Genomic DNA, 26,847 nt, shown 5'->3' with positions numbered 1-26,847 from the left:
GGCTCCGCCCACGGGGTTGCACCCGAACGCCCCGGTCGCCTTGCCGCGCATCCGTTCCTGCCGTCGCATGGAGCGTGGGGTGAGATCCGACCCGGGGTTCGCCTGTGCCCGGCGGTGCGCCGTTCGGGTGCGCCGCCCGACGACGGGGATGGGCTACGTACGTTCGTACGATCTACGCGACAGGCGATCCGGCCAAGCTCCGGGGTGTCGTCGACACGCTGAGCACCGAAGGACGCGATCTGGTGTCGGGTGAGCCCGGCTTCCGCGGCATGGGTGTGATGGTCGACCGAGAGCTGGGCAAGCTCGCGGTGGGCACGTGGTGGGCACGTGGTGGGAGGAGAAGAAGAGCCAGGAGGCCAGTGATGAGCGCCTCCGCGAGCGTCGCACCGCGATGATCGCGCCGTTCGCGTCGACCACGGTGACCGACATCTGGAAGGCGGTGGTTTTCCGGGCCCCCGGTGACCCCGCTCCCCATTGGCGCGGCCTTCCGGATGGCCCGCCTGGAGTTCGATCCGTCCGACGCCGACCAGCTGGCGGACGCGTTCGAGAACATCGCCGCAGAACGTCACCCCGGCACACTCCAGGATCAGCCGCCGCCATCATCGTCCAGGGCGCGGTCCGCAACGTCGTCCAGCACCTGCTCCATGTCGTAGTCGAGCTCATCGGACAGCACGAGCACGACCACACCCGCGCCGGCCGGGCCGATCGGGTGCACCTGACACAGCTTTTCCGGGGCGACCCCTGATCCGGGTCGCCGCCACCGGTTGCGAGGGCTGCGCACCCATCGGACCCCGGGGCTTCAGGGCGACGGTGACGCGCTGGACGGGCGGTCCGACTGGCTCACCCCACACCTTGCGCGGGGCCGGGCGAGTCGCGACGACGCCATATTCTGCTCTACGACTCCGTTATCATTCATCGAGTTCGGGTGTCGGCTCCGGAAGCTTGTACCCGGCCAGATCAGCCTCGGTGACGAAAAAGCGCCTGCCGGTGCTCTGATCTTGCAGAATGGCGCCGCGGAGTATGTCATGCCCGGGCAGGAGGACATGCTTCTTGATCTCTATCGACTCGATCCCGTACATCCCCCTGTCGGGAATCACGAAGGTGTCCGATGTATGAGCAGTGATGTCACCCATGACGAACCTCTCTGAGAATCTCTCGGCCCAGCGAATGTCTTCGCTTGATGAGGACCTTGATGCGGCCTTCAACAGGATATGCCTTGATGCCTATCCGTGCTGTCCTGCGGGAGGTGCCGCCAGGACTTCGGCGGACAGCTCATCGATGTCCTCGAAAGACCGCCCGCACGAGGTAGTTGGCTAGGGCAGGTTCGTGTAGTTGCCGTCCACGTCGAGGGCGTAGCGGCCGCTCTTGTGGCCGGCGACAGCGGTGTTCTTGAGCCATTCCCGGGTCATTTGGTGCAGGTCCTTGGCGCGTTTCTCCCAGGGCATGCAGTGCCCGGCGCAGGCCACCTTGATCATCAGCTTGTCCACGCCGGCGATGGCGGTGTAGAGCGCGGGAACCGAGAAGTCGGTCAGGGGATTGGGCGACGGGTGGTTCGCCTGGGTGTCGAACTCCCCGTAGACGATGCATACGGGCACCAGCGTGCCCAGGGTGCTGTCGAACGGCACCGTGGTTTTGTTCCAGCCCCACCAGTAGGAGTTGCGGACCCGCGACACGCCCTCCGGCACGCCGGAGTGCAGCGGCCCCCACGCCTTGCCAATGGCGTCATTGTTCATGATGGCCGCCCACACTACGTCGACCATGCCGTTCTCGCGCTGGTCCGGACAGTTCACCTCGACGTCCCACGCTTGGGTGAACTCCGCTTTCATGGAGAGGTTCATCGGGAAGCCGAACTGTCGAGCCGGGGTTGAGACCGGGAGAGGGTCCGGCGCGCCGAAGCGGGTGGCGGGCTTGCTGGCCCTTCCTTGGGGCGGGAAGATCGGCGCGAGGAGCAGCAGGCTGCTCACTTTGTTGGAATGTTGAAGTGTGTACGGTCCCATCACGAACGAGGCCGCGGACCAGCCGACGAACGCGATGTGCCGCACGTGTCGTTGTGCTCTGATGTATTCGACGACCGCGTCCAGCTCGTCCCATTCGCTCTGCGAGTTACCCAGCTGGTGCGGGTAACTCGGGGGGCATGGGGCCGCCAGGGGGTTGGGGACCAGGGCCGTTTGCTGTTTTGCCGGGTCCGCGTTGCACGCATTGTCCATCGCTGGGCGCGGTGACCGGCCGGAGCCCTGAAGGTCCATGACGAACACGTCGTAGCCCGCTTGCGCCAGATTCTGGGCCCAACTGTACTTGCCGTGCTGGAGGTCGAACCCCGCGAGGGCAGGGGCGCTGCGGCCGTGCAGCATCAGGACGGCTTCAGTGTCGTGGTGCGGCTTGGTCCCGTTGTACTCGCGGACGAACAGGTTGACGTTCTCGTGCACATTTGCGGGGATCGTCGAGACATGCGGGACTGCGTGGTCCTGGGGAGGGATGCTGGGCATCGTTCGCCCTCCGAATCCGTCGACTCGGCCCGAGGCGGATGGCCGGGGCCATCTGAAACCAAGAATCCTTCAGAAGGGTGTCCGACGTCCATGCGGGGTACGCCATGCGGGTGACACGGTGAACCCTTTGCTCCGCAGTCGGGTCGTTTGGGGCTAGGAAGCGAGCGCCGCGACCAGCAGGTCATGTGCCTGTTGGTCGAAGGCCACGAGGCTGATCTGCTCGACGCCGGTCGACGAGGTCCTGAGGGGGGTGACAGCGATCTGCGCGGCCTCCTCAGCCGGGAACCCGTAGACGCCGGTGGCGATCGCGGGAAACGCGACGCTCTTGGCTCCCAGTTGATCCGCGACCTCAAGGCAACGGCGGTAGCAGGAGGCAAGCACCTCGGTCTCGCCGTAGTCGCCGCCCTCCCAGACCGGACCAACGGTGTGGATCACGTGCTTCACCGGCGGATTGAGATCGAAGGCCGGCGTCGCCATCGCGTCGCCCGGCTCGCAGGGACCGATCGCGGCAGCTGCGTCCGCGAGGCGTCGACCGGCCGCTCGGTGAATCGCGCGGTCTACGCCTCCACCGCCCATGAGCGACTCGTTCGCCGCAGTGACGATCACGTCCGTCTCCTGGAGGGTTATGTCACCCTGAACAACCTCGATCAGAGCCATGCCCTGATGATGCCACCAGCGCTCAACGAATACCGGCAGTCGCCCGCTAGCGCCGCAACAGCCCGAGGGCAGACCCTGAAGACCTCGCCGGAACGGGCCAAAGCTGTCCGGTCTCATTAGATCTTGCAGAGATAGGGGCGTTGACCTGCGGGGTGACAGATGGAAGTGGGGTTCGTGGTGGGAGCGCAGGGTGTCATCTGCGGTCGCGACTCCGTCGCCGAGCACGCGTCTCATCGATCATGGCCGTGCCGATGTGTCCTGAGCTGGGCTGTGTCAGGACGGTGGGACGGTTGCTGTCGGGGCTCGCACTGAAGGTGGCAGTTTCCGGGTCAGGACCGGTGGCTGGGCTTGGTAAGTGAGAACGGCCACCCCTCGTCGATCACTAGAACGTGAATGGTCCGCGAGAACTGACACCGCTCGTTGGACGAGGCGACGTTCTTCCTTCGCTATTCGGTGATCTTGGCGTTGCTGGTCAGGATGTCCTCGGTGGTCTGCCAGAGCCGGGGCAGGAACCGGGTGACTTCTTCGGCCCGGTGGAGGAGGTCGCTGCTGGAGCTGATGCCGAGGTCGGCGACCGCTGCCTGGAACGCTGGAGCGAGGGAGTTGTGCAGTTGGGGACCGTCGGTGGCCAGGATGGTGTGGCAGCGGGCGAAGGTCGCGATGATCCAGAAGACCGCCTCGCGGTAGTCGCCGGCATCGATGAGGGTCTGGCTTCCGTCGATGGCGATCGGCCGTGCGGTGGGGGTGATGTCGCTGCTGAAGAAGAACGGGGTCTTCGCCACCTGGGTGGTGGCGTCGAACGTCGCGGCGAGTTCGCGCAGATGGTGCTGGACGCGTTGTGCGGACAGGTGTGAACAGCCGAGGAGACCGAGGAGTTCGGGGTAGAGGCTGAGGTGGCCGTAGTCGGTGAGGGCCGTGCGTGCGGCTGGGTAGCGCAGGCGGATGGTGGGGTTGCGCAGGGCGGCGGCGAGAAGCACGTGGCAGGTCACGCCGGTGGGGAACAGCCAGGCGGTCACCTGCTCGTGGAACGGTGCCGAGGTGTCGATCGCCGCGAGGCGGGCTTCGACCCGGTGGCGGGCATCCTGGCATCGGCGGCGAACCCAGGGCCGGGCGGCGAACCGGGGCGAGATGTGTGCGTGCAGCTTGTGCAGATGGCCGGTGGGGTCATCGATGATCGTGTCGGTGCGGAAGCTGCCGGCCAGGTGGTAGGACGCGAGGACCTCGTCGGCGGAGGCGAGCTCGGTCCAGGGCAGGTAGCTGACTTCCAACAGGGCGCCCTGGTAGCTGAGCTTGCCCGGCTTGGCCGACGGGCTTTCGGCGGCGGTGACGACGAAGATGTCGACGTCGGAGGAGGGTGGCAGTTCGGCATCGTCCTGCAACCCGACGGTCGAGCCGCTGAAGTAGGCGCCCCGATAGCCGGCATCAGATTGGGCATGCTGGGTGACCCAATGGACCGCGGCGGAACGTGCCAGTCCGACCTTCACAGATAAATTCCCCCTGGTGGTGAGTGCAAGACCTTCATTCTTCCAGTGTGCTGTGGCTGGTGCGATGCGATGCCGAGTCGCCGTGCCGCTTCAGTGGGCAGTTGGGGGTGGTCTCGCCAGTGCGGCGAGGCGAACAGGCCGGTGAGAATGACGGCTTCGGGATAGGTGGCCAGTTCGATCCGGGCTTCGGAGGGGCGGTGAGGGTCACCGAACGGGTCCTCGCCCAGTACGTCGAGGCGACGGTTCCAACGCTGCAGAAGCGGCGGGCTGCCGGCCTTGTTGGTGAACCACTTGATCAGGCGGTCTCGGGCATCGACGTAGGCCAGCGTGGTGGAGGGATGGATGCCGCGGCGGACGATCCGCTTGTGCTGGCGGTTGGCGCGAGGCACCTCGGGCAGCCGCGTGGGGGCATGCTGTTCGTTCCCGAGGAGCCAGCGGTGGTGCCAGGGACAGACGCCTTCATGGTGCGGAGTGCTGCGGATGACGAGACCGCGGATGTGGCGGCGGGCCATGCCGGCAGGCCGGGCGGCGCCGCGGCTCGGTGACCTCCTCGGTGGCGGACGGCGGCAGCCGCCGGATCGGTTCGCCGATCGTGCCGAGCGGGGGCATCGCGTGTATCAGGGAGGCTGGGCTCCGGCGGGTCAGGGCGGCGAGTCGCACCAGCCCCTCAGAGGTCCAGTAGCCGACTCGGTTGTCGTCACGGCGGTGCTGACGCGACGGGCCGATCAGGCACGAAAGGTGCCCGATGGTGAGGTGGTTGGCGTCGGCGAGCCGGTTCAGGTAGGAGCCGATCGTCTCGCCGTGAACGGGCGGTGGCGTGAGCGGCAGAGCCCGCAGCCGGGTGGTCATGCGGTGCGTTTCTCGTTGCGGGCCCGGTGCCGGCGTGCGCGGGGGAGGTTCTGCTGCTCGGCGCTGTCGTCCAGGTCGACCCGCTCCAGCGACACCTTTGTGATTCTTTCGCTGCCGTCGAGGATGGCGTCCAGGGCGGCTTCGCGGACGAGGTGAGACAGACTGCCGTTCATGCCGCCGGTGCGGTCGTGCAGGTAGCTGCTGAGCTTAAGCAGAGTGCCCGGCCGGTGGGCGTGCAGCCGCAGCTCAGGGCTGGGACCTGAGCCACAGAACGTTAACCACGATGGCGGCGTGTCGGCCGACTTGGCGCGGGAGGCTGGCCGAGGCGTGCGGCCCATACCCGCGAGGTTCCCGGTTCGAACCTGGGGGACGAGCAAGGGGGCCGATGCGTGCCCGCAGGGAGTGCCGAGCGGTCATAGCGGCCGGGAACAGTGCTGCGGCACGGCTCTGGAAGATGATTTGTAAGAGCGTCCGCCAGTAGGTGATGAGGTGGGTGGCGGTAGCAGGGCAGGCCCGGCTCGCCCGATCATGGAGTTCTCTACGCTTCATGATCACCGGGGGATCCGTGCCTGCCGTCCCATCATGCATTCTCGACCCGATCCCAGACCAGTTTCTCGCCTTGCTGCCCGTACGGGAGGAGCGCCATCCGTGGGGCTGCCACAATCCGCGCATCAGTGACCAGGTGGTCTTCGACCGCTTGGTGCAGGTCCTGGTTTTCGGCTGCGGATACGAGCGGGTGGCCGATCACCTGTGCTCTGCCACCACGCTGCGTCGCCGCCGAGATGAATGGATCGCTGCCGGCGTGATGGAGACCTTGCGTCTGCTCGTGCTCTCCTGCTACGACCGCATGATCGGCGTCGAACTCGAGCAGCCCTCCGCCGACGGCTGCATCGCCAAGGCTCCCTCCGGCGGCGAAAGCGCCGGCAGGAGCCCCGTCGACCGGGCCAAACTCGGCGTCAAACGTTCGCAGTTGACGGACGGATACGGCATACCGCTGGTCACCGACCCCGCGCCGGCCAACACCCGCGATCACACCCTGCTGCCCGCCACCCTCGACCGCTTCACCGACCTGGAAGCATCCCTGGGGCCGCTGCCCCAGCACCCGCGACTGAGCCTGGACGCCGGATACGACTACAGCATGGTCCACCTCGACCTGAAGGCCAGAGGAATCACAGGCCAGATCGCCAAGCGCGGCGCGAATACCTCGATCCAGACCGGCGGACGGTGGGTGGTGGAGCGCACGAATTCCTGGATGAAAAGCTTCGGCAAGCTCCGCCGCTGCACCGAGCGACGAAGAGCCCCCGTCGAGTTCTTCATCGCCCTGGCCAGCACAATCATCACCGTCCGCTGCCTGATCCGACGTGCCTGGCCCCTCCATCGCTGGGAGACCCGCCCACGAAGCCCCCGCGTCCGATGACCCACTGGCGGCCACTCTTAGACGTCCAGTCAATACTGGCAGCACGAGGAGCCAAGCCGGTTACGAGAAGAGGGTGTTGCCTATCCGGCCGGAGCGGGGAGAGACTGCTTGCGAGCCGAGAGTAGGTGCGCCCGTGGCAGCAGCCGAACCGGAGCACGTCGCCTGGTTGGCCGAGAGGCAGCTGGCCCGAGCCTGGCCGATCATCCGGGCGAACTGCCTGCACGCCACCGCGAATGCCAACGGCGTCCGCAACAACCTCCATGTATCGCACTCCACTTGGGGCGAGAGCAAGTGGCGCACGTACCACCCCGCGGACGTCGCCCGGGTGGCCGGGGCGATCGCCGACGGCACCGCGGAGCTCCAGCCGCACTGGCGGAACGACACCCCCGAGGCCAAGCTGCTCGATCAGCGCCTCCGCAGGAAGAACCTGCCCGGTGCCATCGGGTGCGCCCTGCTCGTCGCCGTCCCGTTGGCGATCATCGTCATTCTCCTGGTCATCTCCTGGAACGGCTCCGGATCGTCTTCGCCCTCCTTCTGGCACTGACCCACAAAGAGTCCGCTCAGTCGAGATCCGTTTCGCCGCCCTCCGCGAACAGCTCCGAGTGCGCCTGGGCGAGCAGCAGATAGCCCTCGCTGATGGCCTTGATGCCCAGGCGCTCCCGCCTCCGTCAGCTCGCGCCTGACCTTGGCCGGGACGCCCGCCACCAGCGAACTGGGCGGGATCTGCATGCCTGCGGCACCACCGCGCCGGCCGCTTCAGCAACCGGCGCCCACCCGCGCCGTTGAGCCCAAGGCGTCCATCCCGACCAGCACGTCGTCCTCGATCGTGCAGCCGTGCAGCACCGCCGCCCCAGGCCAGCTACCTCGCCACTCTCGCGATCAGCCGGTTCGACCTCTGCAGATCTCGGGCAAGCCGCTCGGCGCGCTGCTGCACACCTGGCTGTTCACCGCCACCAAGCCCGAGCCCGACGCCCCGGCTCTCCGGTCCGCCGGCCTCCGTCTGATGGAGCCGCGATCCTGGCGGCAGATCCAGGCCACCAACCAGGTGCACACACGGTAGGGCCCGCCGCCGATAGCGGCCGACCGAACTCCCGCGCGTTCTACCTGCCCAGCTGCCTCACCTACTGGCGGACGCACTAAGGCGGGCTCGGCACGCTGTGCCTGCTGTGCCTGTCGAGTGCGTTGATGTGGACCACATACAGTCTCTGGCCCTTGGTGGGACCGACACGGACGGCAACGCTCAGACCCTCTGTCGTAGCTGCCATTGGCTCAAGACCCGCGAGGACTTTGGGGCTACGAACACCCCGTTCTAGCGGGTTGTCAGCCATGCCGTGAGGGCCTTGACCCGCCACACGTCCCCAGGGCCGCTAGGAGCCGTACGGGGATGCGCTGAAGGGTCATACGGAATCCGCCGATGCGGATGTCCAGTGCGGGGGTGTTCTGGTCGGCTTCCATGGGCTGTCCTCCCTCACGCTCTCTGCGGTACTGCGAGGCGTGGTGGACCGTAGCGCGGGTGGTGGGGTGCGCGTCTACCGCGATGCCGTTGGTGGATCCGAGATCCTGGATCGGCGAGGGCGGGCCGTCTCACTGACCAGCGAATGCGTGCCGCCGCAACGTTACTACCGCCCTTATAGCTGGTCAGGGGCTGCTGCTCCTCCCACTCGCACGCGCAGTCCCTGTCGTCCTCCTCTCGTAGGCGGCGAGGGCGGGCGGCGCCCGACCCGGAGATGGGGCTGGACCGGGCATCGGGTCAGGCGAGAGCCGCAAGGAGGTCGTCGACGCCGGTCACCCCCTGTGCTGCCCGGCCATGGCGCAGCAGTCGCGCGACGGCCTCGGGTAGCCGTGCGCGGTTGATGGCGATATCTGAAATTGGTTCTGACCGCGATTCCGTGAATGATCTTGTGGTCAGGCGGGCCCGCCGGGGCAAGTCATGCCGGTGTTTGTAGGTCTGGACGTCCCAGCATCTCAGCCAATGGGGTGCCCGTTCGTGCGGCTTCGATGCGGCGTGCTCGCAATTGTGCTCGGGTGCGGGGGCGGAACCTGGGTTCCTTTCCGCAGCCGCAGGGCTCCCGACCCTCGTAGCGCAATCCGGCATTCAGGACCGCGGCTACCACGGTCCATGCCTTGGTGTCTCGGCGTCGTGGTGCCGCGAAGTCGCGACCAGCACAGAGCATGAACTTGGAGCATCGGTGCTCCGCGAGGCCGGGATGCTGCTTGAACGCAACGCGGCATGCCACGCACGCATAGTGGAGTTTGTAGGACTTCCCGGCGTAGTAGCACACGGTACGAACCTATCTGGCGGTGTAGCGGCTGACGAAGCGTTATCGTCTCCCGGCTCAAGGTCGCGTGAGGATTCGGATGCGGAAGAGCCGGAAGGAGACCCACCCGTACATGGCTCTTGTGATGGTTTCACCCTGTTCACGTGTCCTTCGACGATGCCCGACGACCAGGGGAGGGTGAGTCCGGTGGTGACGGCGTTGATGTCGTGCCGGAAAGCCTGCGAAGGAGTGGACGGCTGCGGGCGCGTCACCTTCGGCTTCGCGGATCCACTCCATCAGCAGGTGGCCCAGGCGGTGGGAGACGAGGTCGTGGAAGGTGCGAGCAAGGTCGCAGGCTCGGGCGATGTCCGGGCAGGCGAGCCGGACGGCGAGGAGCTTCTCCTCCGCGTTGGCGGAGAGCTGGTCGCAGGGCCGCATGATCCACGATGTGATCTTCCGAGGGCTGGGGATGTCGGCTCGAACGGGGTCGGCGGTTCCGGTACGGAGCCCGGCGAGGTAGCGCCGGACCGGGAGCACACTGCCGGTGTATCCGAGCCGCTGGATCTCGTGGAAGAGCTGGGTTCCGCTGGTCGTTCCGGCGGTGAACTGGGAAGTCAGGTATGCCTTGAACGGCGCCAGAACCCCGTTGGGGCGGCGGTCGCGAGCCGTTGCCAGGAGTTCGTCGAGTTCGGCGTCGCGGATGTGCCGCACGGTCTTGCGGTCCAGGTTGAGGCGGCGGGCGATGGCGGAGATGGTCCATCCCGCCTCCAGTAAATGGTGGATGTCTGCGTACCGATCGCGTGTCCGAACAGAGATCTTCGTGGGCGGCAAGGCCGGTGGCGGCAAATCGATCACTGGCGGCGCTGGTCGCGGCATCTGCTCAGCCTCCGCGCGTTTACGCGCGGACCTGTTTGATCTTCACACACCAGACAACTCGCGAGGCGGTCTCTATGTCCCCGCACTCACCGACCAAGATCAATCGCAGGTCGGCCCATTAGGGTCGGGAGCATGACGACACCCCTTGCCAGCAGCGCCTTCGACTCGCTCCGACTCGACGCCGTGCCCGACCAGGAGGCGCTGCGCCGGGCCTACGAACTCCCCAGCGACGCGGCCGTGCGCAAGCAGATGACCGAACTCACCGACCAGACACAGCGGTTGATCGGCTGCTCATCGCTGGTCCTGGTCGCCAGCGCGGACGCCGAGGGCAACTGTGACGTTTCCCCGCGCGGCGGCCCCGCCGGGTTCGTCGCCGTCCTGGACACACGGACGGTGGCGATACCGGACGCGACCGGCAACAAGCGTCTGGACACCCTGCAGAACGTCATCGCCACCGGACGGGCCGGGCTGCTGTTCTTCATCCCGGGGCGCACCACGACGCTCAGGGTGAACGGCCGGGCATGCGTCTCCACCCGCCCGGACCTGCTGTCGCAGCTGACCGCCGTGGGCAAGCCGCCGGCCAGTGCGCTGGTTCTGGGGATCGAGGAGGTCTACCCGCACTGCCCCAAGTCGCTCCTGCGCAGCGGGGCCTGGAAGCCGGAGCAGTGGCTGCCGGCGGACGCCCAGCCGACCTCGGCCGAGGTGACGCTGGCCCAGCTGCGGATGTCGGAGCTGACGATCGCTGACATCGAGCAGGCGGAGGCGGATTCCCTGAAGTACCGGTACGAGTAACGGGCCGACCTGCGCTCGCTGAACCACCAGCCCGCCGAACCCCAGACCAGCACGCCCCAAGATCAATCGCGGGTCAGCCCGTTAGTGGGGCGGTGGCATGTCGGGTTCTTCTGTGGGACGGGCCGGGGGCACTGACGGGGCGCAGCGCCCCGGGCGGTGATGCCAGGCGGGGAAGGCAACAGCCGTGGCGCGGGTGCACGATGACCCCTGGGTGGCCATTGATACGGCCACCTGCCTCTGGCGTGATGATGGCGCGTCCTGGGTGGCCGCAGCGGCAGCGGACGCTTGTCTCGGTCGACGGTGGGAGTCCGGCGTCGACCCCTACACAGGCGAACCCGACCCATACTTCGGCATGAAGTTCGACTGACTGTGCCTCGGCACCTTGCCGACGACCGCGGCACCTCGCCGACAAACGCCCCGCTGGGACCACCCCAGTGGGGCGATCTTGTTCTCGGTGATCGGCACCTTCAGTGCCGGACCCGTCGGCATCTTCAGCATCGCCCAACAAGCGTTCACCGGCACTGTGCACCACCAGGGACTCGAACAGTTCGTGTCGTCCATACCGGGAAGGAAGCAGCGCATGGCCTCACCGGCCGAAGCCATCACGCAGCTCAAGCGGGAGCGCTCCGACGGATACCTGCTCGCCCACGGCGGCACGGTTCGCCCGATCGCCGGTCGAGACCGGCTTGTTCGACGAGTACCGCCTTGTCATCCACCCGGTCGTCCTGGGTGCGGGTGAGCGGCTCTTCCGCGCGCCGCTCACCATCGAGCCGATGAGCACCATCGTCTTCAGCGGCGGTGCCGTCGCCCACGCCTTCGCGGCGCACGCGTGAGGGGATCGTGGACGCGGTCCGCGCCGCGGACAGTCCCTGCGTCCAACACCTGCTGGACGACCTGACGCAGGTCGCCGAACCGGCCGCCCTGCTCTTCCTGCGCAGCCGCCTTCACCACGACCTTGACCCGCACGCGGCTGAGCCCGGGTGAGCGGCGCGTGAAAGACGCTGGCTTGCCCAGGCGAGGTTGGGCGCCTGGTAGCCCGCAGACCGCAGTGATAACCGGGCCCGGGTTCACCAAGCGGTGTCCGCAGGGTTCATTCCGGGGCGCAGCGCCGGTGCGCCAAGCCGCCGAGCAGCATCCCGGCGCGAAGCGGACCTCGACGCATGCCCGGCCGGCAACGTGAACCGTCAGCCCGGTCCGGGGGATCCCGGGTGGGGATCGGAGCCCTGGGCCTGTCGGGTGCGGTGCTGTTCCCAGGTCATGGCGCGTTGGATCTGCGGGTAGTCCAGCCCGGTGGCTGCGGAGAGGGCTTCTGTGGTGAGCCCGTCGGGCTGTTGCGCCAGGGCGCGCAGGATCTTCCCGGCCCATAGTTCCTCGGGGACGAACGGGCGGTTGCGGTACTCGTCGTGCAGGGCGGTGAGGTGTTCGGGGGAGCAGGTGGCGATCAGGCGCAGGCCGTCGCGTGCGGGGTCGCGGGCGTGGATCGCGGAGGAGTCCGGGACGACGGCCAGGTGGCATCCGTCGGTGAGGTGTCGGGCGCACACGTTGCAGATGTCCGTCTGCGGGATGGGCGGTGGGTGGTCGGGTCGCATGGGGTTGTCCTGCCCTTTCCGTGCCGTGTCGTGCCCCCGGTGCCTGCCGGGCGGGGGTCAGGATGCCTGTCGGCTGCTGCCCCGAAAATCTATCGCGTGTGAAGTAGACATTCGCTTCTGGGTGTGGGTAGTGTTCTGCTCGTAGCCAAGAAGGAAGCAGGGCGCGGCAGACATGAACTGCCGTGCAGAGCAGGTGGCACGGTGATGGAATCCGGCGGCCAGTGCAGTGCTGGTGGGTCGCAGGGTTGATTGCCGGGCCGGGCCGCCCCGGGAGGGGCCGCCGCGCAAGACCGCAGTAACGCAGTACGGCATGTGCAGTTCTGACACGCAGTATCCGCAGTTCAGCAGTTCAGCAGTACCGCATTACGCAGGACAGCAGTACCAGCAGTGCAACATGAGTGGTTTCTCGGTGAAGGCGTCGGGCTGCGGGCGCGCGTGCCGAGGGGTTCGGCAGTGGGGTTCTAAGCCAGAGTGGTTGCAGGATGGGCGACGGGGCTGGCTGCCGGACGGTGGTGTAGTGAAGGCCACCAGCAGTACCCGCACCACAGTGGTAGAGCAGGACCAGCAGTGAGTGGATCAGTGGTTTCTCGGTGAAGGCGTCGGGCTGCGGGCGCGCGTGCCGGGAGGTTCGGCAGTGGGGTTCTAAGCCAGAGCGGTTGCAGGACGGGCGACGGGGCTGGCTGCCGGACGGTGGTGCGGTGAAGGCCACCAGCAGTTCGCAGGACAGTAGTTCGCAGTACCGGTTTGGTCAGTGATTCGATGCAGAGGGAACGGAGGGGTTGAGCGCCATCGGGATCGCCCGGGCGAAGTTGTGGGCCCGGGTACCGCAGGACATCGATAGTGAGGTGGTCTCCGGTCACGCATTCGCGATCCCCGCACCCCCGAGTGTTTTCGGGTTGGGTGCGGACACAGTAGGCCGGCGCAGTACTAGGGCCGGCAGGTGGTGTTTTCCGTCCTTCGGGGCCCTGGCGCTATACGGCGCCAGGGCCCCTCCACACGTTCCCAACCCCTTTGCTTGTTTCCCAGTGAGGTGAGATGACAGCAGACGATTCCTTCGGCCGTCTTGATGACGAGGACTATCCCGCCTACACCATCGGCCGTGCCGCCGAGATGATCGGCACCAACCCCGGCTTCCTCCGCGCGATCGGCAAAGCCCGTCTGATCACCCCGCTGCGCTCCGAGGCCGGCCACCGCCGCTACTCCCGCTACCAGCTACGCATCGCTGCCCGGGTCCGTGAACTCGTCGACCAGGGCACCGCGATCGAGACCGCCTGCCGGATCGTGGCGCTGCAGGACCAACTCGAGGAAGCCTTGGCCCTCAACGAACAACTCCGCACCCGCGCCCACCACACCGCCGCCTGAACAGGGGCAATCGCGTGCGGCGGACCTGGCCCGCCTTAAGGCCGAGCGGGCAGCGCAGCGGGCCGTGGTGCAGCGATGGGCCGAGGACGAAGCAGCCGAAGCCAAAGTCGCAGCACCGACCGTCGCACCGTGTGCGACGGCGGACTGCGAGCGGCTGGTCGACATGCCGGTGGACTGGCCGATCGACATCGACGTCCTACCCGAGGACGGTGTCTACTGTGGCCCGTGTCGCCTCAACCGGGCCGCACGCAACCGCGGGCTACACGGGGAGCTGCGCCGGATGCGGAACGATCTGTAGCTGCCGCGCCGGATCTCCATCTGCTGCTCGGCCGCCGGGCGCGCTCGCGCTCCAGGCGGGCCGCGTCGGCGGCGCGCCGGTCCTCGCGGTCCTGCTTGCGGGGGACGGTGCGGAAGTCGGTGGCCGTCATCGTCGGCCGCCCTGTGCAGCACCTGCCGCCCGGGGGGGGGCTGGAAGCAGCCTGTTGGCTATGTCGTGGCATTCGGTGCTGGCGTGATCACGGAAGCGGCGTGGTGCCGCAGTGGATAGGAGACTCATGAGCACCGATGCATGGAACCCGGTCGACTCTTCCCTCGATGAGATCATCAGCATGGCCAACGGCCTCAAGAGCAAGACTGCCCAACTCAAGGCGGATGGCGCGAGTCCCGAAGAGGTGCAGGCCGAGATCGACGCGGTCAAGCTCCAACTCGGTGCACTGGACCCCGAGGGCAAGTGATCAAAAGCGGCGGCGCTGGTCGTTGACCGAGTCGTGAGCGGTCTCGGCTGCACGGTGTCGGACGCCGCAGCTCACAGAATCCGGTCGCTTCGGGCTCTGATCCGCTGGCCGTCTAACGTCACTGGCAATCGGTCAGGTTCGCTGTCACCGGATAGCACTGGGTGATCTGTAGCTGTCACGCCAGGTGTCACTACGAGCAGACGCCTGACCCGAAAGGATGCCCAGCATGTCAGCTGGTCGAAGGCGATCAGAACCTCCGGAGAGCCTCCGAGGCACTCGCCGGCCCTGAAGGATCGGGCTTGCCTCCGATGTCAGCTGACCGCCCACCCACACCAGTGGCCCCGGCGATGGGGCCACTGCCACGTTCATGGAGGTGAGAGAGCTCAGCTGTTGATGTTCTGTGGAGTGGCGGTGTCTTGAGTGTCGAGATCAGCGAAGAATTGGTCAACTACGGCACTGGTGCCGGCGGCGGCTTCGATCGGCTCACCGACAATCAAGCCTGCCAAGGAAGTAGCCAATGAGGCCACATCACCGCGGAGTTCGGCTTCGGCGAGGGACCGGTGCGCGGCGATCTGATCGTGCCCCGCGGCAACGATGGCCTCGCGCTCGCGCAGCCCTTCGGCTCGGATCTCAGCGATCAGCGCTGTCCCTTGCTCCAAGGCGTCCTGGCGCAGGCGGGCCGCTTCATGCCGAGCTTCCGTGGCCTGTTGCTGGTACTCGGCGAGAGTGCGGGCCGCTTCGGCAGCGATGTGCCCGGTTCGTTCGAGCCGGCCTTCGATCGCGTCGGACCGATCAGCGAGGACCTTGTTGATCCGAGGCAGCAGGACCTTGGCAAGTATCCCGAAGACGATCAGGAAGCCGAGCAGACCTATCAGGAGTTCTGCGGGCTTGGGCGTCAGGATTTCCATGCCCAGAGCTTATGTCGCGCACCAACTCCCCTAGTCGGCAGGGCAGCTGTCATCGTGCCGGGGTCCGTTGCCGCACTATCCCGAAGATGCCAAACCGCCCACCATCGTCGACTCAAGTAGGGCCCGATCACGCGACTCGCTGGGATCAAAAACAAGCTCTGAACTTGCCGTTTAACCTGCGACGGCCGGTATCGGCAGCCCTGGCGCCTGGGTGCTCGTCACCGTCCTTCAGCGCTGAGTACCAAGTCGTGGACCAGGAAGTGGAGCTGCCCGTCGTCCGTGGACTCCGCCCACAGCCCCTCGGCGTCGAGCACGGATGCTGCGACCATCCGAGCCTCGGCAACGAGTTCGGGGTCGTAGTTGAAGCCCGGCCACGGCAGGACGGGGTAGTCGTTCTCCTCGCCGAACTGCCGGACCCGCTCGATGTCGCCCAGGACTGCGTGCGGCAGTGACTCGTTCGCCCAGGACCACAGCCAGGACTGCTGGGCGAGGCTGACGCTGCCGATCATCGTGAGCCGGCCGGTGAGGAACACCTTCCCATCGCGCGACCACGTCATCTGCGCGTCGTCCATCGACCACTGGTACTGCACATCACCCGACAGAGCGAAGCGTTCGATCATCAGGGCCTGTCGAGCGCGGGCGCGGGCGCGAGCCGCGAGGACGACCTCGTCCCACCCTGAGTGGTCATGCGTCGAGCGGTCGTCCACGGTGCCTCCTGGCGCAGAACTGTCGGGAAGATCCTCCCATCGGGGTTGCTGGTCCAGGGCGCCGGGCGCTGGTTGCTTGTCGTGTTCGTCGCGGCTTGGTGCCCTTGTTGTGGTGAGCGGGTCGGGCGTATGCCTGACCGGTGGCGAGGACTGTGCCGACGTCGGCGCAAGCTACGGCTGAAGGCCGCCCTGCTCGGGCGCTCCACGGGCGGGCAGACCAGCAAGATCCATTGCGGCGGCGACCGGAAGTGCCGCCCGCTGGCGTTCGTCCTGACCGAGGGCCAGGCCGCCGACAGTTCGCAATTCATCCCCCTGCTCGAGAAGGTACGGGTCCGCGGACCGGTCGGCCGTCCCGGCACCCGACCCGACGCGGTCGCCGGCGACAAGGCCTACTCGTCCCGCGGCAACCGCGCCCACCTAGGGAACCGGTCCATCAAAGCGGTCATCCCGGAGATGAAGGACCAGGCCGCCAACCGGAAGGGCAGCAAGGGCGGTAGGCCTGTCAGCTATGACGCCGAGCTCTACAAGGAGCGGAACACTGTCGAGCGCCTGATCAACAAGCTGAAGGCTCGGCGAGGCATCGCCGCCCGGTTCGACAAGACCCCGGAGAGCTGCCTCGCCGGCCTCCACCTTCGCGCCTCGATGATCTGGATCGATGATCTCTTGCTGACCGCTGGCTGATCACAACATCTCACAGGCCTTAGGCGGGAGAGGGTGGGCCTGCGAGCGGCAACGGCGAGGCGCGCGGCAGAGCGGCGGCCGACGGTCAGAAGTCGACCACCTCGCGGTCCAGCGGGTACTCCGACCGGTGCACGCCGTCGTACGGCGAGGGTTGGATCGGCAGGACACCGGTCGGTTGCCGGCCGAGATTGTCATCCCAGAGCCGGGGCGCGACGTGTCCGGCGACCCGGAACTTTCGGAAGGTGAAGGGAGGGCTGTCGGTCGGGAAGAACTCGGCCGTCGTCAGCACCTGGAAGTGCAGGTGAGGGGTGGTGGAATTGCCGCTGTTGCCGATCAGCCCGAGGGTCTGGCCGGGTTCGACGCGGTCCCCCTCCCGAACGTTCAGCGAACCGGGATGCAAGTGGCCGTAGAGGAGGTACCGGCCGGGTGCGACCTCCAGCGTGATGTGGTTGCCCACGGTGTCCGCAATCGGCGGAACGGGGGGTGACACGGGCGGCGGGTTGTCCGGGAGACCGTCCTGGACCTCCACCACCCGGCCGCGTGCCGATGCCACGACCGGCTGGCGGTAGCTCAGGTAGCTGGTGAGCTGCGTGGGGTCACCCTCCCAGGTCTGTCCCTGCCCTCCGACTCGGTACCAGTCGATCGCGAAGCGCTGCGGCACGTAGAAGCGGCCGTTGATCGGCGCGAAACCGCGCCGGTGGTGGGTGTTGCCGCAGCACGACTCGCTGGCGTACCAGGTGCCCGGGAGGACCGGCGGGCGCAGGTCGAGCGGAGATGTGCGGGCGGTCGGGGTGGACTGCACCGTCTCTTCGAACGGCGACACGCCTGATGCGGTCAGGACAGCGCCCACCAGGTGGTGTTCGAGGACGTCGGGCACGGGCTGCCCGTGGTCGAGGGTCAGATCGATCCAGATGATCCACTGCTGGGAACCCTGGATGACGGTCTCTGTTGGCGGCGGTGGCGGCGGCGTGTACGCGTCCTCCCCCGGCAGGGGGTCGCCCACCGGGTTGGCGGCCCCGCCCAGTGCCGGTCCGCTCAGCGAGCCGATGACCTGGTGGGTGTTCGCGTCCTGGACGTCCACCCGGTCGAGTCGCACCTGAGCACTGCTGGGCAGCGCACTGGTGGTGAGCAGCTCGTACGAGAGGTGCACCTTGCCGTCGGTGGCGTCGAACGGCGCTGGCTTGGTCAGCACCGCTGCGGTGAGCGGGGTGAACTGTGTGCCGGGCGGCAGTGCGGTCAGTGCGGCTGCGTGCCCGGGCACGATCGCGGTTGCCGCCAGGATCGCTCCGAGCACGCCGCCGGCGAGCCCGCGGAGCAGTGCCCGGTGGCCGGTGGACTTGGGGGAGTTTCGGTGTGCCATGTGGTCCCCGTCGTTTGTCGAAGCCGGCAGCTCCGGGGGAGGAGCGCCGGTACGCCCCGGGGCCGAGACGCAGGCTCATGCAACGTGCTGGCGGCCCGATCCTGACGGATACCTCCTGGGTCCACGCCGAATTGCACCCGTCCGGGCCCACCGTCACCGGTCGATTCCCCTGTCGGGCGGTCAGAGCGGGGTGGTGACCTTGAGGATCAGCGGCAGGGCGACGGCTGCGTTCAGGACGGAGACGGCGGTGACCGTGGTCCCGGCAGCGGCGAACATGGTGACGAGGATGGCCGGGCTGTGGGCAGGGGGCCAGGTGTACGGGACAGGGGCGAGGAGAGCGGCCACCCGGCGGGGCCCGGGGCTGCGAAGGCCGGCAGGCCCGGGCCCGGGGCGGAGCACCCTCGCCCTCGACATCCTGCGCGCCGCCCACCGCGGGGTGGAGTCCACGCTGACCAGCGACAGGTCCACCGCGCCCCGCTTCGCGGCCTCCGCGTTCGGCCCCTCCAGCAGGGCCTCGAAGACACCGGCGTCCCTCCAGACTCGGAAGTGGCCGTATACGGTCGGCTTCCGGCCCCACTCTTCCGGTCTGAGATGGCGCCATTGAGAGGGATCTGGTGCTGTCGGAACGGCTTGCGGTGGCCCCGGGTTCCGGTCTGTTCTGGCCCCGCTCGCGGGTTCTATCGGTCGAGGAAGCGTGGGTCGGCCGTCTGGATGTAGTGGCTGAGGAGTTCGCGGTTGTGGAAGGCGGAGTGCAGGAGGACAGCCAGGTCCGTGAGGGCCTTGAGGTCAGGGCTTGTGACTACGAAGGTGCCAGCCTCTGATCCGAAGTGGAGCTTGTCGACGTTTTCGGGCATGTGGGAGCGGGCCAGTGACTCGGCCAGGCCTTCCCAGCCATGACCGTGGCTTTCGGCGTTGTGCTCCTCGAAGACTCCGGCGACCTGCTCCATGTCTCCGTCGAACAGATAGAGGCAGTGGGAGCCGTCGGATCCACTGCCTTCGTCCAGGTGGAACGGGGCCAGGGCTGATGCGTCAGTCATGCGGTGATGGTAGAGATCGCCATGTTCCGAGGCCGGTGTGGATGGCCCTTCAGAAGCCGTATCTCAACCGAACATGATCGTTTGATTTCCGCTCGTCAGGCATGGTTTCGGTCGGGGTGAGGGAGGGTTCCGGTGTCCGGTTGCTGCTTGATCGTCAGGGGTGTCGTGGTGGCGTCGATGCTGGGTTTGCTGGAGGCGCGGGAGGCGGAGGCCCGTGAGCGGGTCGAGGATCTGCGGGAGGAGGCGGCCCGGGCGGCTGCGGCACTGGAGGTGGCCGAGATCGAGCTGGACCGGCGGGTGATCGCGCGGGAAGAGCTCGGCGAGGCTCTGGCCGCGTCCGCTGCGTGACCACCGCCGTGACAGAGTCCGGGGGCGAGGAGAAGGCCCTGCCCGTGCCCGCGCCGTTGCCGGGGACGACCGTGCCGACCTGGCGGGAAGAGCTGCCCACGACGCTTCTCGCGCTGGACTACCAGCGGATCCTGGGCGTGCTCGTGGGCCGGCCGGGCCAACAGCCGGTGCGGGCCAAGGAGATCGCGGTGGTGCTGGGGCTGGAGCCGACGGGCGAAGGTCGAGGGGGTTCGGTCGAAGGCCAGGCGCCTGGCGGAGCGCGGGTAGCTGGTCCAGGAGGTGTCGGGGATGTTCAGCGCCGACCGGAAGCCGGCGGCCGGGCCAGGCGGCGGAAGAAGGCATAGACCCGGCCCCAGGCGGGGAAGTCCGCGGGCATCGCCCGCCAGGAGATCCCGCCCGCGACCAGGTAGCGGATCGCGTCGAGCATCTGGCGGTGGCAGTAGCCCTCGGGCTGCCCACCCCGCCCCTCCAGCCAGGCCGGCACCGGAACCAGCGGCCGCACCGCAGCCCACTCCGCGTCCGTCATATCCGAGGGGTACCGGCGCACCCGGTCCGGATGATCAGCCGCGTTCCCGCACACGTGCGCGAGGCAATCACACGATGGTGCGGCCGAGTTGATGTGAACGAGCGCGGGCGCGTACAACAGCGACAACAGGGCCTCCTGGAGCTGCTCGGATTGGTTCGCACCCCCGAGCTACCAAGAGGCCCTGCCTTCATGCGCGTACAACCGGAACATCACCCGACCAGGAACCCAGTTCGACCTGCACGTTCCAAGATCGGTTGAGATGTGGCTTCTGACACCAAACCTGCACATCGCAGGTGATCGTCGAGTAGTGGACCGGTAAGGAGGAACTCGACCTCCACTTCAGTAGGGACCGCCGGAGAACCGAGGCGGTCAGCCGAACTGGACCAGGCCGAGCAGGTTCCCCTCGCTGTCCTTGAAGTACCCGGCGCGGCCCACGCCCTCGAGCCGGCAGACGCCGTCAACCGTTCGGTAGCCCAGCCAGGTCGTACTCCTCGAAGGTGACGCCACGCGACTTGAGGGCCGCAACCTCGGCATCGATGTCGTCGACCACCCAGGATGCTTGGGTGGCCCCGTCGCTCTTGCCGTAGCTGGTGGCGAGCACGAAGTGGGCGCCGCCCGACTCGCAGGTCAGGGCGCTGCTGATCTCCTTGGCCGGCGTGAGGCCCAAGCGGTCGTGGTAAAAGGCCCTGGCCCGGTCCAGATCGGCGGCGGGCAGGATGGCGAGAACGGGATGTCCGTCCAACATCTCTCTCGGCCTCCATCCCTCCCTGGGGGAAGATTTATACCATTTCTTGACAGTTTGGCGTGAATTGGAGTACTGTCAACGTGCCATGAAAGAGAAGCGCGCGTACGAGAGTCCGCTGCGTGCCGGGCAGCTTGAGCAGACCCGGCAGCTGATCCTCGCCGCGCTCACCGAGGCCATCGCCGACGAAAGCGTCCAGGAGCTGACCATCCCGCTCGTGGCGGAGCGTGCAGGCGTCGCCGTCCGCACCGTCTACCGGCACTTCCCGACCAGGGAGGCGCTTTTCGCGGCCTGGAGCGGGTGGGCCCAGGAGAATCTGCACGTGCTCATGCAGTCCTATCCGGACACCTTGGACGGGCTGCGCCGCGTGGCGCCGGAGCTCTACCGCTCGTACGACGAGCACGCGCCACTGATCCTCGCCATGCTGAACTCCAAGGCGGCCCGGCCGCTGCGGGAGCAGGGCCGCAGGCACCGGTTCCACTCGGTGGAGGCGGCGCTGGCCGAGCTCACGGCCGAGGCCGACCCGGTAGCCCGCCGCCGCGCGGTCGCCGTGGTGTACCTGCTGGTGAGCGCCCCGGCCTGGCAGGCCATGCGGCTGCAGGCGGGGCTCGACGGGGCGGAGGCCGGCAAGGCCGCCGCCTGGGCGGTGCGGGTGCTCACAGACGAGCTGCGGCGAGACCCGGACGGCCCGCTACGCGACCCGGGCAGATGACCGGCGAGGAGGAGAGCCATGAGCATCGCCACGGAACGCACTTTCGCTCCACCGGGGCCGGGTACCTGGTTCCTGGACCCGACCCACTTCACCCGCCCGGTGACCAGGTTCCACGCCGAGATCTTCATCGAGGAGCTGCACCGCGGCTTCGGAGAGAGCCTCCGCCGGTACGGGTCGCTGCTCGAACGGCTGGACTGGGCCTTCGTCAACGGTTTCTGCTACTACCATCCCCAGCCGCTGGGAGCCCCGCCGGACGCCACAGACCACCCGCCGAGAGAGGTCTGGGAACGCCTTGCCGCCGATCATCCCGAGATCCGCACCAGGCTCGCGACCAGCGCGACCGTCTTCGAGCGCAAGCTGTGGCGCGAGGACCTGCGCCGCTGGGACGAGGAGGTCAGACCCGGGCTACAGCGCGAGCGGCGCGAACTACAGCAGGTCGAGCCCACTCTCCTCGATACCGGCAGTCTGCTCGCGTACCTCGACCGGTGCCGGGAGCACCAGCGCCGAGCCGGCTACCTGCACCACCTGTTCAACATGCCGGCACTGCTGCCGATGGGCGATCTGCTCGCACACTGTCAGGAGTGGACCGGGCGCACCACCGGCGAGATCCTGGCCCCGCTGGCCGGATCGAGCCCCGACCCGCTGGCGGACCGGGAGGAACTGTCCGAGCTGGCCGCCGCCGTAGCAGCGGACCCCCGGGCGAGCGAGCTGCTCGCCTCCCCGGCGCGACCCCAGGACCTGCTGGCGGCGCTGGGGGCCGTCGCGGGACGTACGAGTACCGCCCTCGCCGAGTACCTGGAGACGGCGGGCTGGCGCCCCGTCAATGGCGAGGACGTGGGCGATCCCTGCGTGGCGGAGTTGCCCGCCGTCGTGCTCGCGGCCATTCGCTCGGCGGTCTCCTCCTCGACGAGGCCCCAGGCGGACGCCCGCGCCGACCAGCGCGCCGACGCGGCGGCCGACCTTCGCGACGCCGTACCCGCATCGCACCGCTCCCGCTTCGACGAGCTGCTCGCCGAGGCGCGGCTGGTCTCCCGGCTGCGCGACGAGCGCGGGTCGTGCGCGGACCTGCCGGCCATCGGCCTCACCCGGCGCGCCATCCTGACGGCCGGCCGACGGCTCACCGAGCAGGGCCGGATCCACGCACCTGCCCACCTGGCCGAGGCGGGCTACGCCGAGCTGCGCGCCCTGGTCCGTACGGGCTCCGGGCCCGACGCCGCAGAACTCGCCGCCCGGGCGCACTACCGCGACCACGCCCGGTACGCGGACGCGCCGCCGATGCTGGGTCCACCGCCGGGCGACCCGCTGCCGCCTGATTGGCTGCCGCCCGCCGCGGCACGCCTGGAACGCGCCCTCGGGGCCATCGTCCTTGCCATGTTCACCAACCCGGCAGCCCGGACCGAGGGGCGGACCGTGCACGGGCTCGGCGCGAGCTCGGGCGTGTACGAGGGCACGGCACGGGTGATCAGCGGCGTGCCCGAGTTCGACCGCATCCAGCCCGGCGACGTCCTGGTCACCGACGCGACCACCACGGCCTTCAACATCGTCCTGCCACTGCTCGGCGCGATCGTCACCGATCGCGGCGGGGCACTCTCCCACGCCGCCATCGTCGCCCGGGAGTTCGCCATCCCCGGCGTCGTCGGATGCACGGATGCCACGGCGGTGATACCCGACGGCGCCTGGGTGCGGGTCGACGGCCGGGCCGGAGAGGCGGCGGTGGTCCGATGACGAGTCCGCTGTCGCCGAGCACGTGGTCCGTCCCCGTGCCGCTCCGCCTGGCCACCGACGAGAGCCGGTACGGCGGCAAATCCTCGCAGCTCGCGGCCGCCACCCGGGCGGGCCTACCGGTACCGGAAGGAATCGCTCTGGAATGGCTGTTCGTCGACGCCGTCGCAGCAGGCGACGACGAGACGCTCGCCGCCCTGCACGTGTCGACCGCCGACTTGCAGGGCAGCGGACTGGCCGTGCGTTCATCCGCGCCGGGCGAGGACTCGGCCGCGGCGAGCTTCGCCGGACAGCACCTCACCTGCCTCAACGTACGGGGTCCGGACGGGCTGACCGAGGCGGTCCGAATGGTGAGAGATTCGGCGCACTCGGCCGCCGCGCTCGCCTACCGTGAGCGTCTCGGGCTGCCCGGCCGGCCCAGAGTGGCAGTGGTGGTACAGGAGTTGGTGGTACCCGAGTGCGCCGGAGTCCTGTTCTCCCGAGACCCCCTCGACGGCTCCGACGTCCTGGTGATCGAGGCGAGTTGGGGCCTGGGCGAAGCCGTGGTCAGCGGCCTGGTCGTACCGGATCACTACCGGGTCCGCCGCGACGGCCGGGTGATCGAGCGCACGGCGGGCATGAAGGACCTGGCCGTGCAGCCCGCACCGGCCGGCGGAACGAGCCAGGTCCCGGTCCCCGCCGACCGAATCCACCGACTCTGCCTCGACGACACGCGGTTGGAGAGCCTGCGGGAACTCACCGCCCGCTGCGAGCAGGTCTTCGGCGGGACGCAGGACCTGGAGTGGGCCTTCGTCGCCGACAGTCTCCGTCTGCTCCAGCGCCGGCCGATGACCGGGGCTGTGCCCCCGCACTGACCCCTGCGTAGCCGCCCACCTCAGCTCGGGACGATCACGGACTGCTTGTGGTGGAAGATGTCGCCGGCGTCCCAGATGGGGCATACCAGAGAGGGTCTGTCAATCGATCGAACGGTGTAACCAGGGTGGTTGGGCTACTGACGGGCCGCTGAGAGTCGGCCGTCGAAGGTGATCAGGAACCCTGTTCGACCTACTCGTTCCAAGATCGGTTGAGATACGGCTTCTCAGGGGAGGCCCCGTTCCGGTGGTTGGTGTGCTCGCTTCCCTTCGGCTGTGTCCCCCTGATCCTGTTCCTGGTGTTGATGGAGGTGGGTGGAGGGGTGGTGGCCGGGGGTCGGGTCATGGGTGGGGGCTGCGCCAGATGTGGGGTGGGGCGTCAGCCAGTGGCTGACGGCCCGAGAAACGGACGCCGGCCCGGTCCGCAGCTACGCTGCGCCGCCAGTAGCCGGCTACGGGGTGTGGGGCGCCGGGGCCGTGCGGGTGGGTCCGGGCTGCTCGGCCGGGTGGACGCCTGGGAGTGCGAGGGATACCGGCGACCTGGACGCTGGCTTGTGCTGTGCGGCTGGCCGGTATGTGCCCGCAAAGACCGGACGCCTCGCCCGGCAGGAGCGTGCAGGGCAAGGCCGGTGGCTGCGGAAGGCGCGCCGCCGCTGCATTCAAAATGGGCCTGGTCATGGCCTGACCACTCTGGGATGAGCAGCGTTCGCGGGAACCGGCCCTATGGTCCAGGATCGATATGGCACCAGAGTCACATGATGTTCCGGCACCTCACCACATCGTGGAATCCGCGGAGGCGAACCATGGGCACGGTCACGACACCCGACGGCATCGACATCTTCTTCAAGGACTGGGGCTCCGGGCAGCCCATCGTCTTCAGTCACGGTTGGCCGCTGTCATCGGACGACTGGGACGCTCAGATGCTGTTCTTCCTGGGGCACGGCTATCGGGTCATCGCTCATGACCGTCGTGGGCACGGACGCTCCACCCAGAGCGGTGACGGCCACGACATGGACCACTACGCCGACGACCTCGCCGCCGTGACCGCGCATCTCGATCTGCATGACGCTGTGCATGTCGGGCACTCCACCGGTGGTGGCGAGGTCGCGCACTACATCGCCCGGCACGGCGAGAGCCGGGTCGCCAAGGCGGTGCTGATCAGCGCGGTGCCCCCGCTGATGGTGCGGACCGACGCCAATCCCGGCGGACTGCCCAAGAGTGCCTTCGACGACCTGCAGGCTCAGCTGGCCGCCAACCGTTCGGAGTTCTACCGGGCGCTGCCGTCGGGGCCCTTCTACGGCTTCAACCGACCCGGTGCGGAGCCCTCGGAGGCGATCATCGCGAATTGGTGGCGCCAGGGAATGATGGGTGGCGCGAAGGCACATTACGACGGCATCGTCGCCTTCTCCCAGACCGACTTCACCGAGGACCTGAAGAAGATCACGGTTCCGGTCCTGGTGATGCACGGTGATGACGACCAGATCGTTCCTTACGCCGATTCCGGGCCACTGTCCGCGAAGCTCGTGCAGAACGGCACCCTGAAGACGTACCCCGGATTCCCCCACGGAATGCCCACCACCCAGGCCGAGACCATCAACACCGACCTGCTGGCCTTCCTGCAGTCCTGACCGCCCTGCCGCTGGTGGCGTCCGCCGAACGCACGGCGGACGCCACCAGCGGCACGATCGGATGAGTGGGAATGCTGCCGACTTGTCTGCGGCCCCCTGCGCCTCGGCGCTGCCGGGTTCGTGGAAGGCATGCGCCGCCGCCCAGACATGTTCCGCGACGTGCACGAAGTCCAGCAGCACGGGTACGGTGACGCCCCGCCTCCCGGCCTCGGCGCGGATCGGATCGAGCTGGTGCCGGGCGCTGCCGGCCGACACGCTCCACGGACGCAGGCCGTGCGGATCGTGCGCTCAGGCCTGGTCGAAACCGCCGTAGTGCGCAGGATCAACCGGCCGCAGGGCAGCGGGAGCTGTACCGGGGTTGAGGCTCATGGATGCTCGGCTGCGGAACGTGGTGCCAAGCCGCTGCTCTCCCGCTCCATGGGCCGCGTTGGCCTCAGGCGGGAGGTGGTGGAGTGCGGGGAGCTTTGAGGGCGAAGTGGTTCAGCATGGTGGAGGCGACCATGAGGATCAGTGAGAAGGCCAGAACAGCCATCACCGCAGGCCGAAGTGCGGGGGGTAGATGCTCAGCATGGCGGCTCCGAGGAGCTGTGCCCATCCCCAGGGTTTCGGCCGCAGGACCCGGTGCCGGGCCCTGGGGGCCCATACACGGCCGGTGGTGAGAGCGGCGATGCCACAGCCGTATTCCGGGAGCGTCACCACGCCGAGCAGAACCCGAAGAGCCACGCGCACAGCGGTCCTTCCCCCGACTCTGAACCGACGGGCACGTCGGGGCACGATCATGCCAGGTTCCGGGCGCTGAGGGTGCCCGGTCATGCGGTCGGAGATGGCGCTGCTGCCGGGGGTGGATGATGTGCGTCGTGACGTCAGGGATGGTTCGCCCGCGGTGGCGGGTTGCGATGCGTAGTGGTGGGTTCTTCCTCGTGGGCGGTGCTCTGGGCATGCTGGCATATGGGTTGGTCGCGCACCGGCCTGTCGGGGCGCTGTCCTGGGGCGGGTTGTTGTTCGGGGTGGTGGTGGCGGCTACTGTCGCCGCACTGTTTCCCGGCCGTGACCGTGACCGGCGGTGAGCCGGGTGCCTGGGTGGGCGCGCCGGCCGGGTTGGTGCTGGGTGTGGGGAGCAC

General features: G+C 68.1%; 30 protein-coding genes and 5 pseudogenes. 14 read left to right on the top strand and 21 right to left on the bottom strand.

The genetic code is table 11. The features are described 5' to 3' along the window. Window positions 1-586 precede the first annotated feature (586 nt). From AC07DC_RS30830 to AC07DC_RS30795, 8 genes are all read right to left on the bottom strand, one after another. Window positions 587-715 carry a hypothetical protein gene (locus tag AC07DC_RS30830; protein WP_478917776.1) on the bottom strand — a complete coding sequence of 43 codons (129 nt, stop codon included), beginning with the start codon at window positions 713-715 and terminating at the stop codon, window positions 587-589. A 193-nt stretch (window positions 716-908) separates the two neighbouring features. After that, window positions 909-1,133, bottom strand: a complete 225-nt coding sequence (locus AC07DC_RS30825; RefSeq protein ID WP_478917775.1) for a hypothetical protein — start codon at window positions 1,131-1,133, stop codon at window positions 909-911. A gap of 180 nt (window positions 1,134-1,313) precedes the next feature. After that, window positions 1,314-2,426 carry an alpha/beta hydrolase gene (locus AC07DC_RS30820; RefSeq protein ID WP_478917774.1) on the bottom strand — a complete coding sequence of 371 codons (1,113 nt, stop codon included), beginning with the start codon at window positions 2,424-2,426 and terminating at the stop codon, window positions 1,314-1,316. A gap of 213 nt (window positions 2,427-2,639) precedes the next feature. After that, complete coding sequence (locus AC07DC_RS30815) at window positions 2,640-3,143, bottom strand: macro domain-containing protein (protein ID WP_478917773.1); 504 nt, start codon at window positions 3,141-3,143, stop codon at window positions 2,640-2,642. Window positions 3,144-3,589: 446 nt separating this feature from the next. Then, window positions 3,590-4,627: a hypothetical protein gene (locus tag AC07DC_RS30810; RefSeq protein ID WP_478917772.1), complete on the bottom strand. Its 1,038-nt coding sequence runs from the start codon at window positions 4,625-4,627 to the stop codon at window positions 3,590-3,592. Further along, a complete protein-coding gene (locus AC07DC_RS30805) occupies window positions 4,624-5,139 on the bottom strand; it encodes a hypothetical protein (RefSeq protein WP_478917771.1) in 516 nt (171 codons plus the stop codon). The genes AC07DC_RS30810 and AC07DC_RS30805 overlap by 4 nt, the downstream gene beginning before the upstream one ends. Beyond that, window positions 5,087-5,476, bottom strand: coding sequence for a TniQ family protein (locus AC07DC_RS30800; RefSeq protein WP_478917770.1), 390 nt, complete (start codon window positions 5,474-5,476; stop codon window positions 5,087-5,089). Before AC07DC_RS30800 ends, AC07DC_RS30805 begins: the two co-directional genes overlap by 53 nt. Continuing rightward, window positions 5,473-5,649, bottom strand: a complete 177-nt coding sequence (locus AC07DC_RS30795; protein ID WP_478917769.1) for a hypothetical protein — start codon at window positions 5,647-5,649, stop codon at window positions 5,473-5,475. Before AC07DC_RS30795 ends, AC07DC_RS30800 begins: the two co-directional genes overlap by 4 nt. A gap of 392 nt (window positions 5,650-6,041) precedes the next feature. Here AC07DC_RS30795 and AC07DC_RS30790 point away from each other — a divergent pair, with 392 nt between their 5' ends. Further along, window positions 6,042-6,893 carry an IS5 family transposase gene (locus tag AC07DC_RS30790; RefSeq protein WP_478917989.1) on the top strand — a complete coding sequence of 284 codons (852 nt, stop codon included), beginning with the start codon at window positions 6,042-6,044 and terminating at the stop codon, window positions 6,891-6,893. 133 nt (window positions 6,894-7,026) lie between these two features. Further along, window positions 7,027-7,437 carry a hypothetical protein gene (locus AC07DC_RS30785; RefSeq protein WP_478917768.1) on the top strand — a complete coding sequence of 137 codons (411 nt, stop codon included), beginning with the start codon at window positions 7,027-7,029 and terminating at the stop codon, window positions 7,435-7,437. Between the two features lie 16 nt (window positions 7,438-7,453). Here the strand turns inward: AC07DC_RS30785 and AC07DC_RS30780 are convergent. Beyond that, window positions 7,454-7,739: pseudogene (locus AC07DC_RS30780) on the bottom strand (gamma carbonic anhydrase family protein); the annotation flags it as partial. A 311-nt stretch (window positions 7,740-8,050) separates the two neighbouring features. Between AC07DC_RS30780 and AC07DC_RS30775 the strand changes: the two are divergent. After that, on the top strand, window positions 8,051-8,206 hold the full coding sequence (locus AC07DC_RS30775; protein ID WP_478917767.1) for an HNH endonuclease: 156 nt from the start codon (window positions 8,051-8,053) through the stop codon (window positions 8,204-8,206). A gap of 172 nt (window positions 8,207-8,378) precedes the next feature. Here AC07DC_RS30775 and AC07DC_RS30770 read toward each other — a convergent pair. Then, a pseudogene (locus AC07DC_RS30770) lies at window positions 8,379-8,474 on the bottom strand (FHA domain-containing protein); the annotation flags it as partial. A 755-nt stretch (window positions 8,475-9,229) separates the two neighbouring features. Continuing rightward, window positions 9,230-9,982 carry a hypothetical protein gene (locus AC07DC_RS30765; protein WP_478917766.1) on the bottom strand — a complete coding sequence of 251 codons (753 nt, stop codon included), beginning with the start codon at window positions 9,980-9,982 and terminating at the stop codon, window positions 9,230-9,232. 177 nt (window positions 9,983-10,159) lie between these two features. On the opposite strand from AC07DC_RS30765, the gene AC07DC_RS30760 reads away from it, so the two are divergent. The 3 genes from AC07DC_RS30760 (at window position 10,160) to AC07DC_RS30750 (ending at window position 11,803) form a co-directional block, all read left to right on the top strand. Continuing rightward, entirely contained in the window at window positions 10,160-10,819 is a 660-nt protein-coding gene (locus AC07DC_RS30760) for an MSMEG_1061 family FMN-dependent PPOX-type flavoprotein (RefSeq protein ID WP_478917765.1), read from the top strand. A gap of 470 nt (window positions 10,820-11,289) precedes the next feature. After that, the gene (locus AC07DC_RS30755) at window positions 11,290-11,652 is read left to right on the top strand and encodes a dihydrofolate reductase family protein (protein WP_478917764.1); all 363 of its coding nucleotides are present in this window, start codon (window positions 11,290-11,292) and stop codon (window positions 11,650-11,652) included. A 7-nt stretch (window positions 11,653-11,659) separates the two neighbouring features. Then, window positions 11,660-11,803, top strand: coding sequence for a hypothetical protein (locus AC07DC_RS30750; protein WP_478917763.1), 144 nt, complete (start codon window positions 11,660-11,662; stop codon window positions 11,801-11,803). 200 nt (window positions 11,804-12,003) lie between these two features. On the opposite strand, the gene AC07DC_RS30745 is transcribed toward AC07DC_RS30750, so the two are convergent. Continuing rightward, a complete protein-coding gene (locus AC07DC_RS30745) occupies window positions 12,004-12,408 on the bottom strand; it encodes a hypothetical protein (RefSeq protein ID WP_478917762.1) in 405 nt (134 codons plus the stop codon). A gap of 1,035 nt (window positions 12,409-13,443) precedes the next feature. Here AC07DC_RS30745 and AC07DC_RS30740 point away from each other — a divergent pair. Beyond that, complete coding sequence (locus AC07DC_RS30740; RefSeq protein ID WP_478917761.1) at window positions 13,444-13,770, top strand: MerR family transcriptional regulator; 327 nt, start codon at window positions 13,444-13,446, stop codon at window positions 13,768-13,770. Window positions 13,771-14,324: 554 nt separating this feature from the next. Next, window positions 14,325-14,504 (top strand): hypothetical protein, encoded by a 180-nt coding sequence (locus tag AC07DC_RS30735; protein ID WP_478917760.1) that lies wholly within the window; start codon window positions 14,325-14,327, stop codon window positions 14,502-14,504. A gap of 383 nt (window positions 14,505-14,887) precedes the next feature. Here the strand turns inward: AC07DC_RS30735 and AC07DC_RS30730 are convergent, their stop codons facing one another. Together AC07DC_RS30730 and AC07DC_RS30725 are read right to left on the bottom strand one after the other, a co-directional pair. Beyond that, on the bottom strand, window positions 14,888-15,412 hold the full coding sequence (locus AC07DC_RS30730; RefSeq protein ID WP_478917759.1) for a F0F1 ATP synthase subunit B family protein: 525 nt from the start codon (window positions 15,410-15,412) through the stop codon (window positions 14,888-14,890). 218 nt (window positions 15,413-15,630) lie between these two features. After that, a complete protein-coding gene (locus tag AC07DC_RS30725; protein ID WP_478917758.1) occupies window positions 15,631-16,119 on the bottom strand; it encodes a DUF6882 domain-containing protein in 489 nt (162 codons plus the stop codon). A 156-nt stretch (window positions 16,120-16,275) separates the two neighbouring features. Here AC07DC_RS30725 and AC07DC_RS30720 point away from each other — a divergent pair. Further along, a pseudogene (locus AC07DC_RS30720) lies at window positions 16,276-16,800 on the top strand (IS5 family transposase); the annotation flags it as partial. Between the two features lie 85 nt (window positions 16,801-16,885). On the opposite strand, the gene AC07DC_RS30715 reads toward AC07DC_RS30720, so the two are convergent. The 3 genes and pseudogenes from AC07DC_RS30715 to AC07DC_RS30705 form a co-directional block, all read right to left on the bottom strand. Next, window positions 16,886-18,160: a M23 family metallopeptidase gene (locus AC07DC_RS30715; protein WP_478917757.1), complete on the bottom strand. Its 1,275-nt coding sequence runs from the start codon at window positions 18,158-18,160 to the stop codon at window positions 16,886-16,888. A 435-nt stretch (window positions 18,161-18,595) separates the two neighbouring features. After that, window positions 18,596-18,763: pseudogene (locus AC07DC_RS30710) on the bottom strand (IS5-like element ISMra2 family transposase); the annotation flags it as partial. 74 nt (window positions 18,764-18,837) lie between these two features. Continuing rightward, entirely contained in the window at window positions 18,838-19,197 is a 360-nt protein-coding gene (locus AC07DC_RS30705) for an Imm51 family immunity protein (protein WP_478917756.1), read from the bottom strand. 177 nt (window positions 19,198-19,374) lie between these two features. On the opposite strand from AC07DC_RS30705, the gene AC07DC_RS30700 reads away from it, so the two are divergent. After that, window positions 19,375-19,545 carry a hypothetical protein gene (locus AC07DC_RS30700; protein ID WP_478917755.1) on the top strand — a complete coding sequence of 57 codons (171 nt, stop codon included), beginning with the start codon at window positions 19,375-19,377 and terminating at the stop codon, window positions 19,543-19,545. A gap of 292 nt (window positions 19,546-19,837) precedes the next feature. Here AC07DC_RS30700 and AC07DC_RS30695 read toward each other — a convergent pair whose 3' ends face one another. Beyond that, entirely contained in the window at window positions 19,838-20,071 is a 234-nt protein-coding gene (locus AC07DC_RS30695) for a transposase (RefSeq protein ID WP_478917754.1), read from the bottom strand. Window positions 20,072-20,528: 457 nt separating this feature from the next. Further along, window positions 20,529-20,816 (bottom strand): VOC family protein, encoded by a 288-nt coding sequence (locus AC07DC_RS30690; RefSeq protein WP_478917753.1) that lies wholly within the window; start codon window positions 20,814-20,816, stop codon window positions 20,529-20,531. 85 nt (window positions 20,817-20,901) lie between these two features. Here AC07DC_RS30690 and AC07DC_RS30685 point away from each other — a divergent pair, with 85 nt between their 5' ends. The 4 genes from AC07DC_RS30685 to AC07DC_RS30670 all read left to right on the top strand — a co-directional run bounded on the left by AC07DC_RS30685 (window position 20,902) and on the right by AC07DC_RS30670 (window position 25,726). Beyond that, window positions 20,902-21,525: a TetR/AcrR family transcriptional regulator gene (locus AC07DC_RS30685; protein WP_385598651.1), complete on the top strand. Its 624-nt coding sequence runs from the start codon at window positions 20,902-20,904 to the stop codon at window positions 21,523-21,525. 18 nt (window positions 21,526-21,543) lie between these two features. After that, entirely contained in the window at window positions 21,544-23,250 is a 1,707-nt protein-coding gene (locus AC07DC_RS30680) for a PEP-utilizing enzyme (RefSeq protein WP_478917752.1), read from the top strand. Next, complete coding sequence (locus AC07DC_RS30675; RefSeq protein ID WP_478917751.1) at window positions 23,247-24,101, top strand: PEP/pyruvate-binding domain-containing protein; 855 nt, start codon at window positions 23,247-23,249, stop codon at window positions 24,099-24,101. Before AC07DC_RS30680 ends, AC07DC_RS30675 begins: the two co-directional genes overlap by 4 nt. 800 nt (window positions 24,102-24,901) lie before the next feature. Beyond that, complete coding sequence (locus AC07DC_RS30670; protein ID WP_478917750.1) at window positions 24,902-25,726, top strand: alpha/beta fold hydrolase; 825 nt, start codon at window positions 24,902-24,904, stop codon at window positions 25,724-25,726. Window positions 25,727-25,798: 72 nt separating this feature from the next. Here AC07DC_RS30670 and AC07DC_RS30665 read toward each other — a convergent pair. Both AC07DC_RS30665 and AC07DC_RS30660 read right to left on the bottom strand, forming a co-directional pair. Next, window positions 25,799-26,014: pseudogene (locus AC07DC_RS30665) on the bottom strand (ISKra4 family transposase); the annotation flags it as partial. 243 nt (window positions 26,015-26,257) lie between these two features. Next, window positions 26,258-26,449, bottom strand: a complete 192-nt coding sequence (locus AC07DC_RS30660; RefSeq protein WP_478917749.1) for a hypothetical protein — start codon at window positions 26,447-26,449, stop codon at window positions 26,258-26,260. Window positions 26,450-26,847 lie beyond the last annotated feature (398 nt).

It is taken from the genome of Streptomyces sp. NPDC045021, from assembly GCF_056432645.1.
The sequence above is the reverse complement of the archived record's forward strand: the minus strand, read 5'-3'. Positions and strand labels throughout refer to the sequence as shown.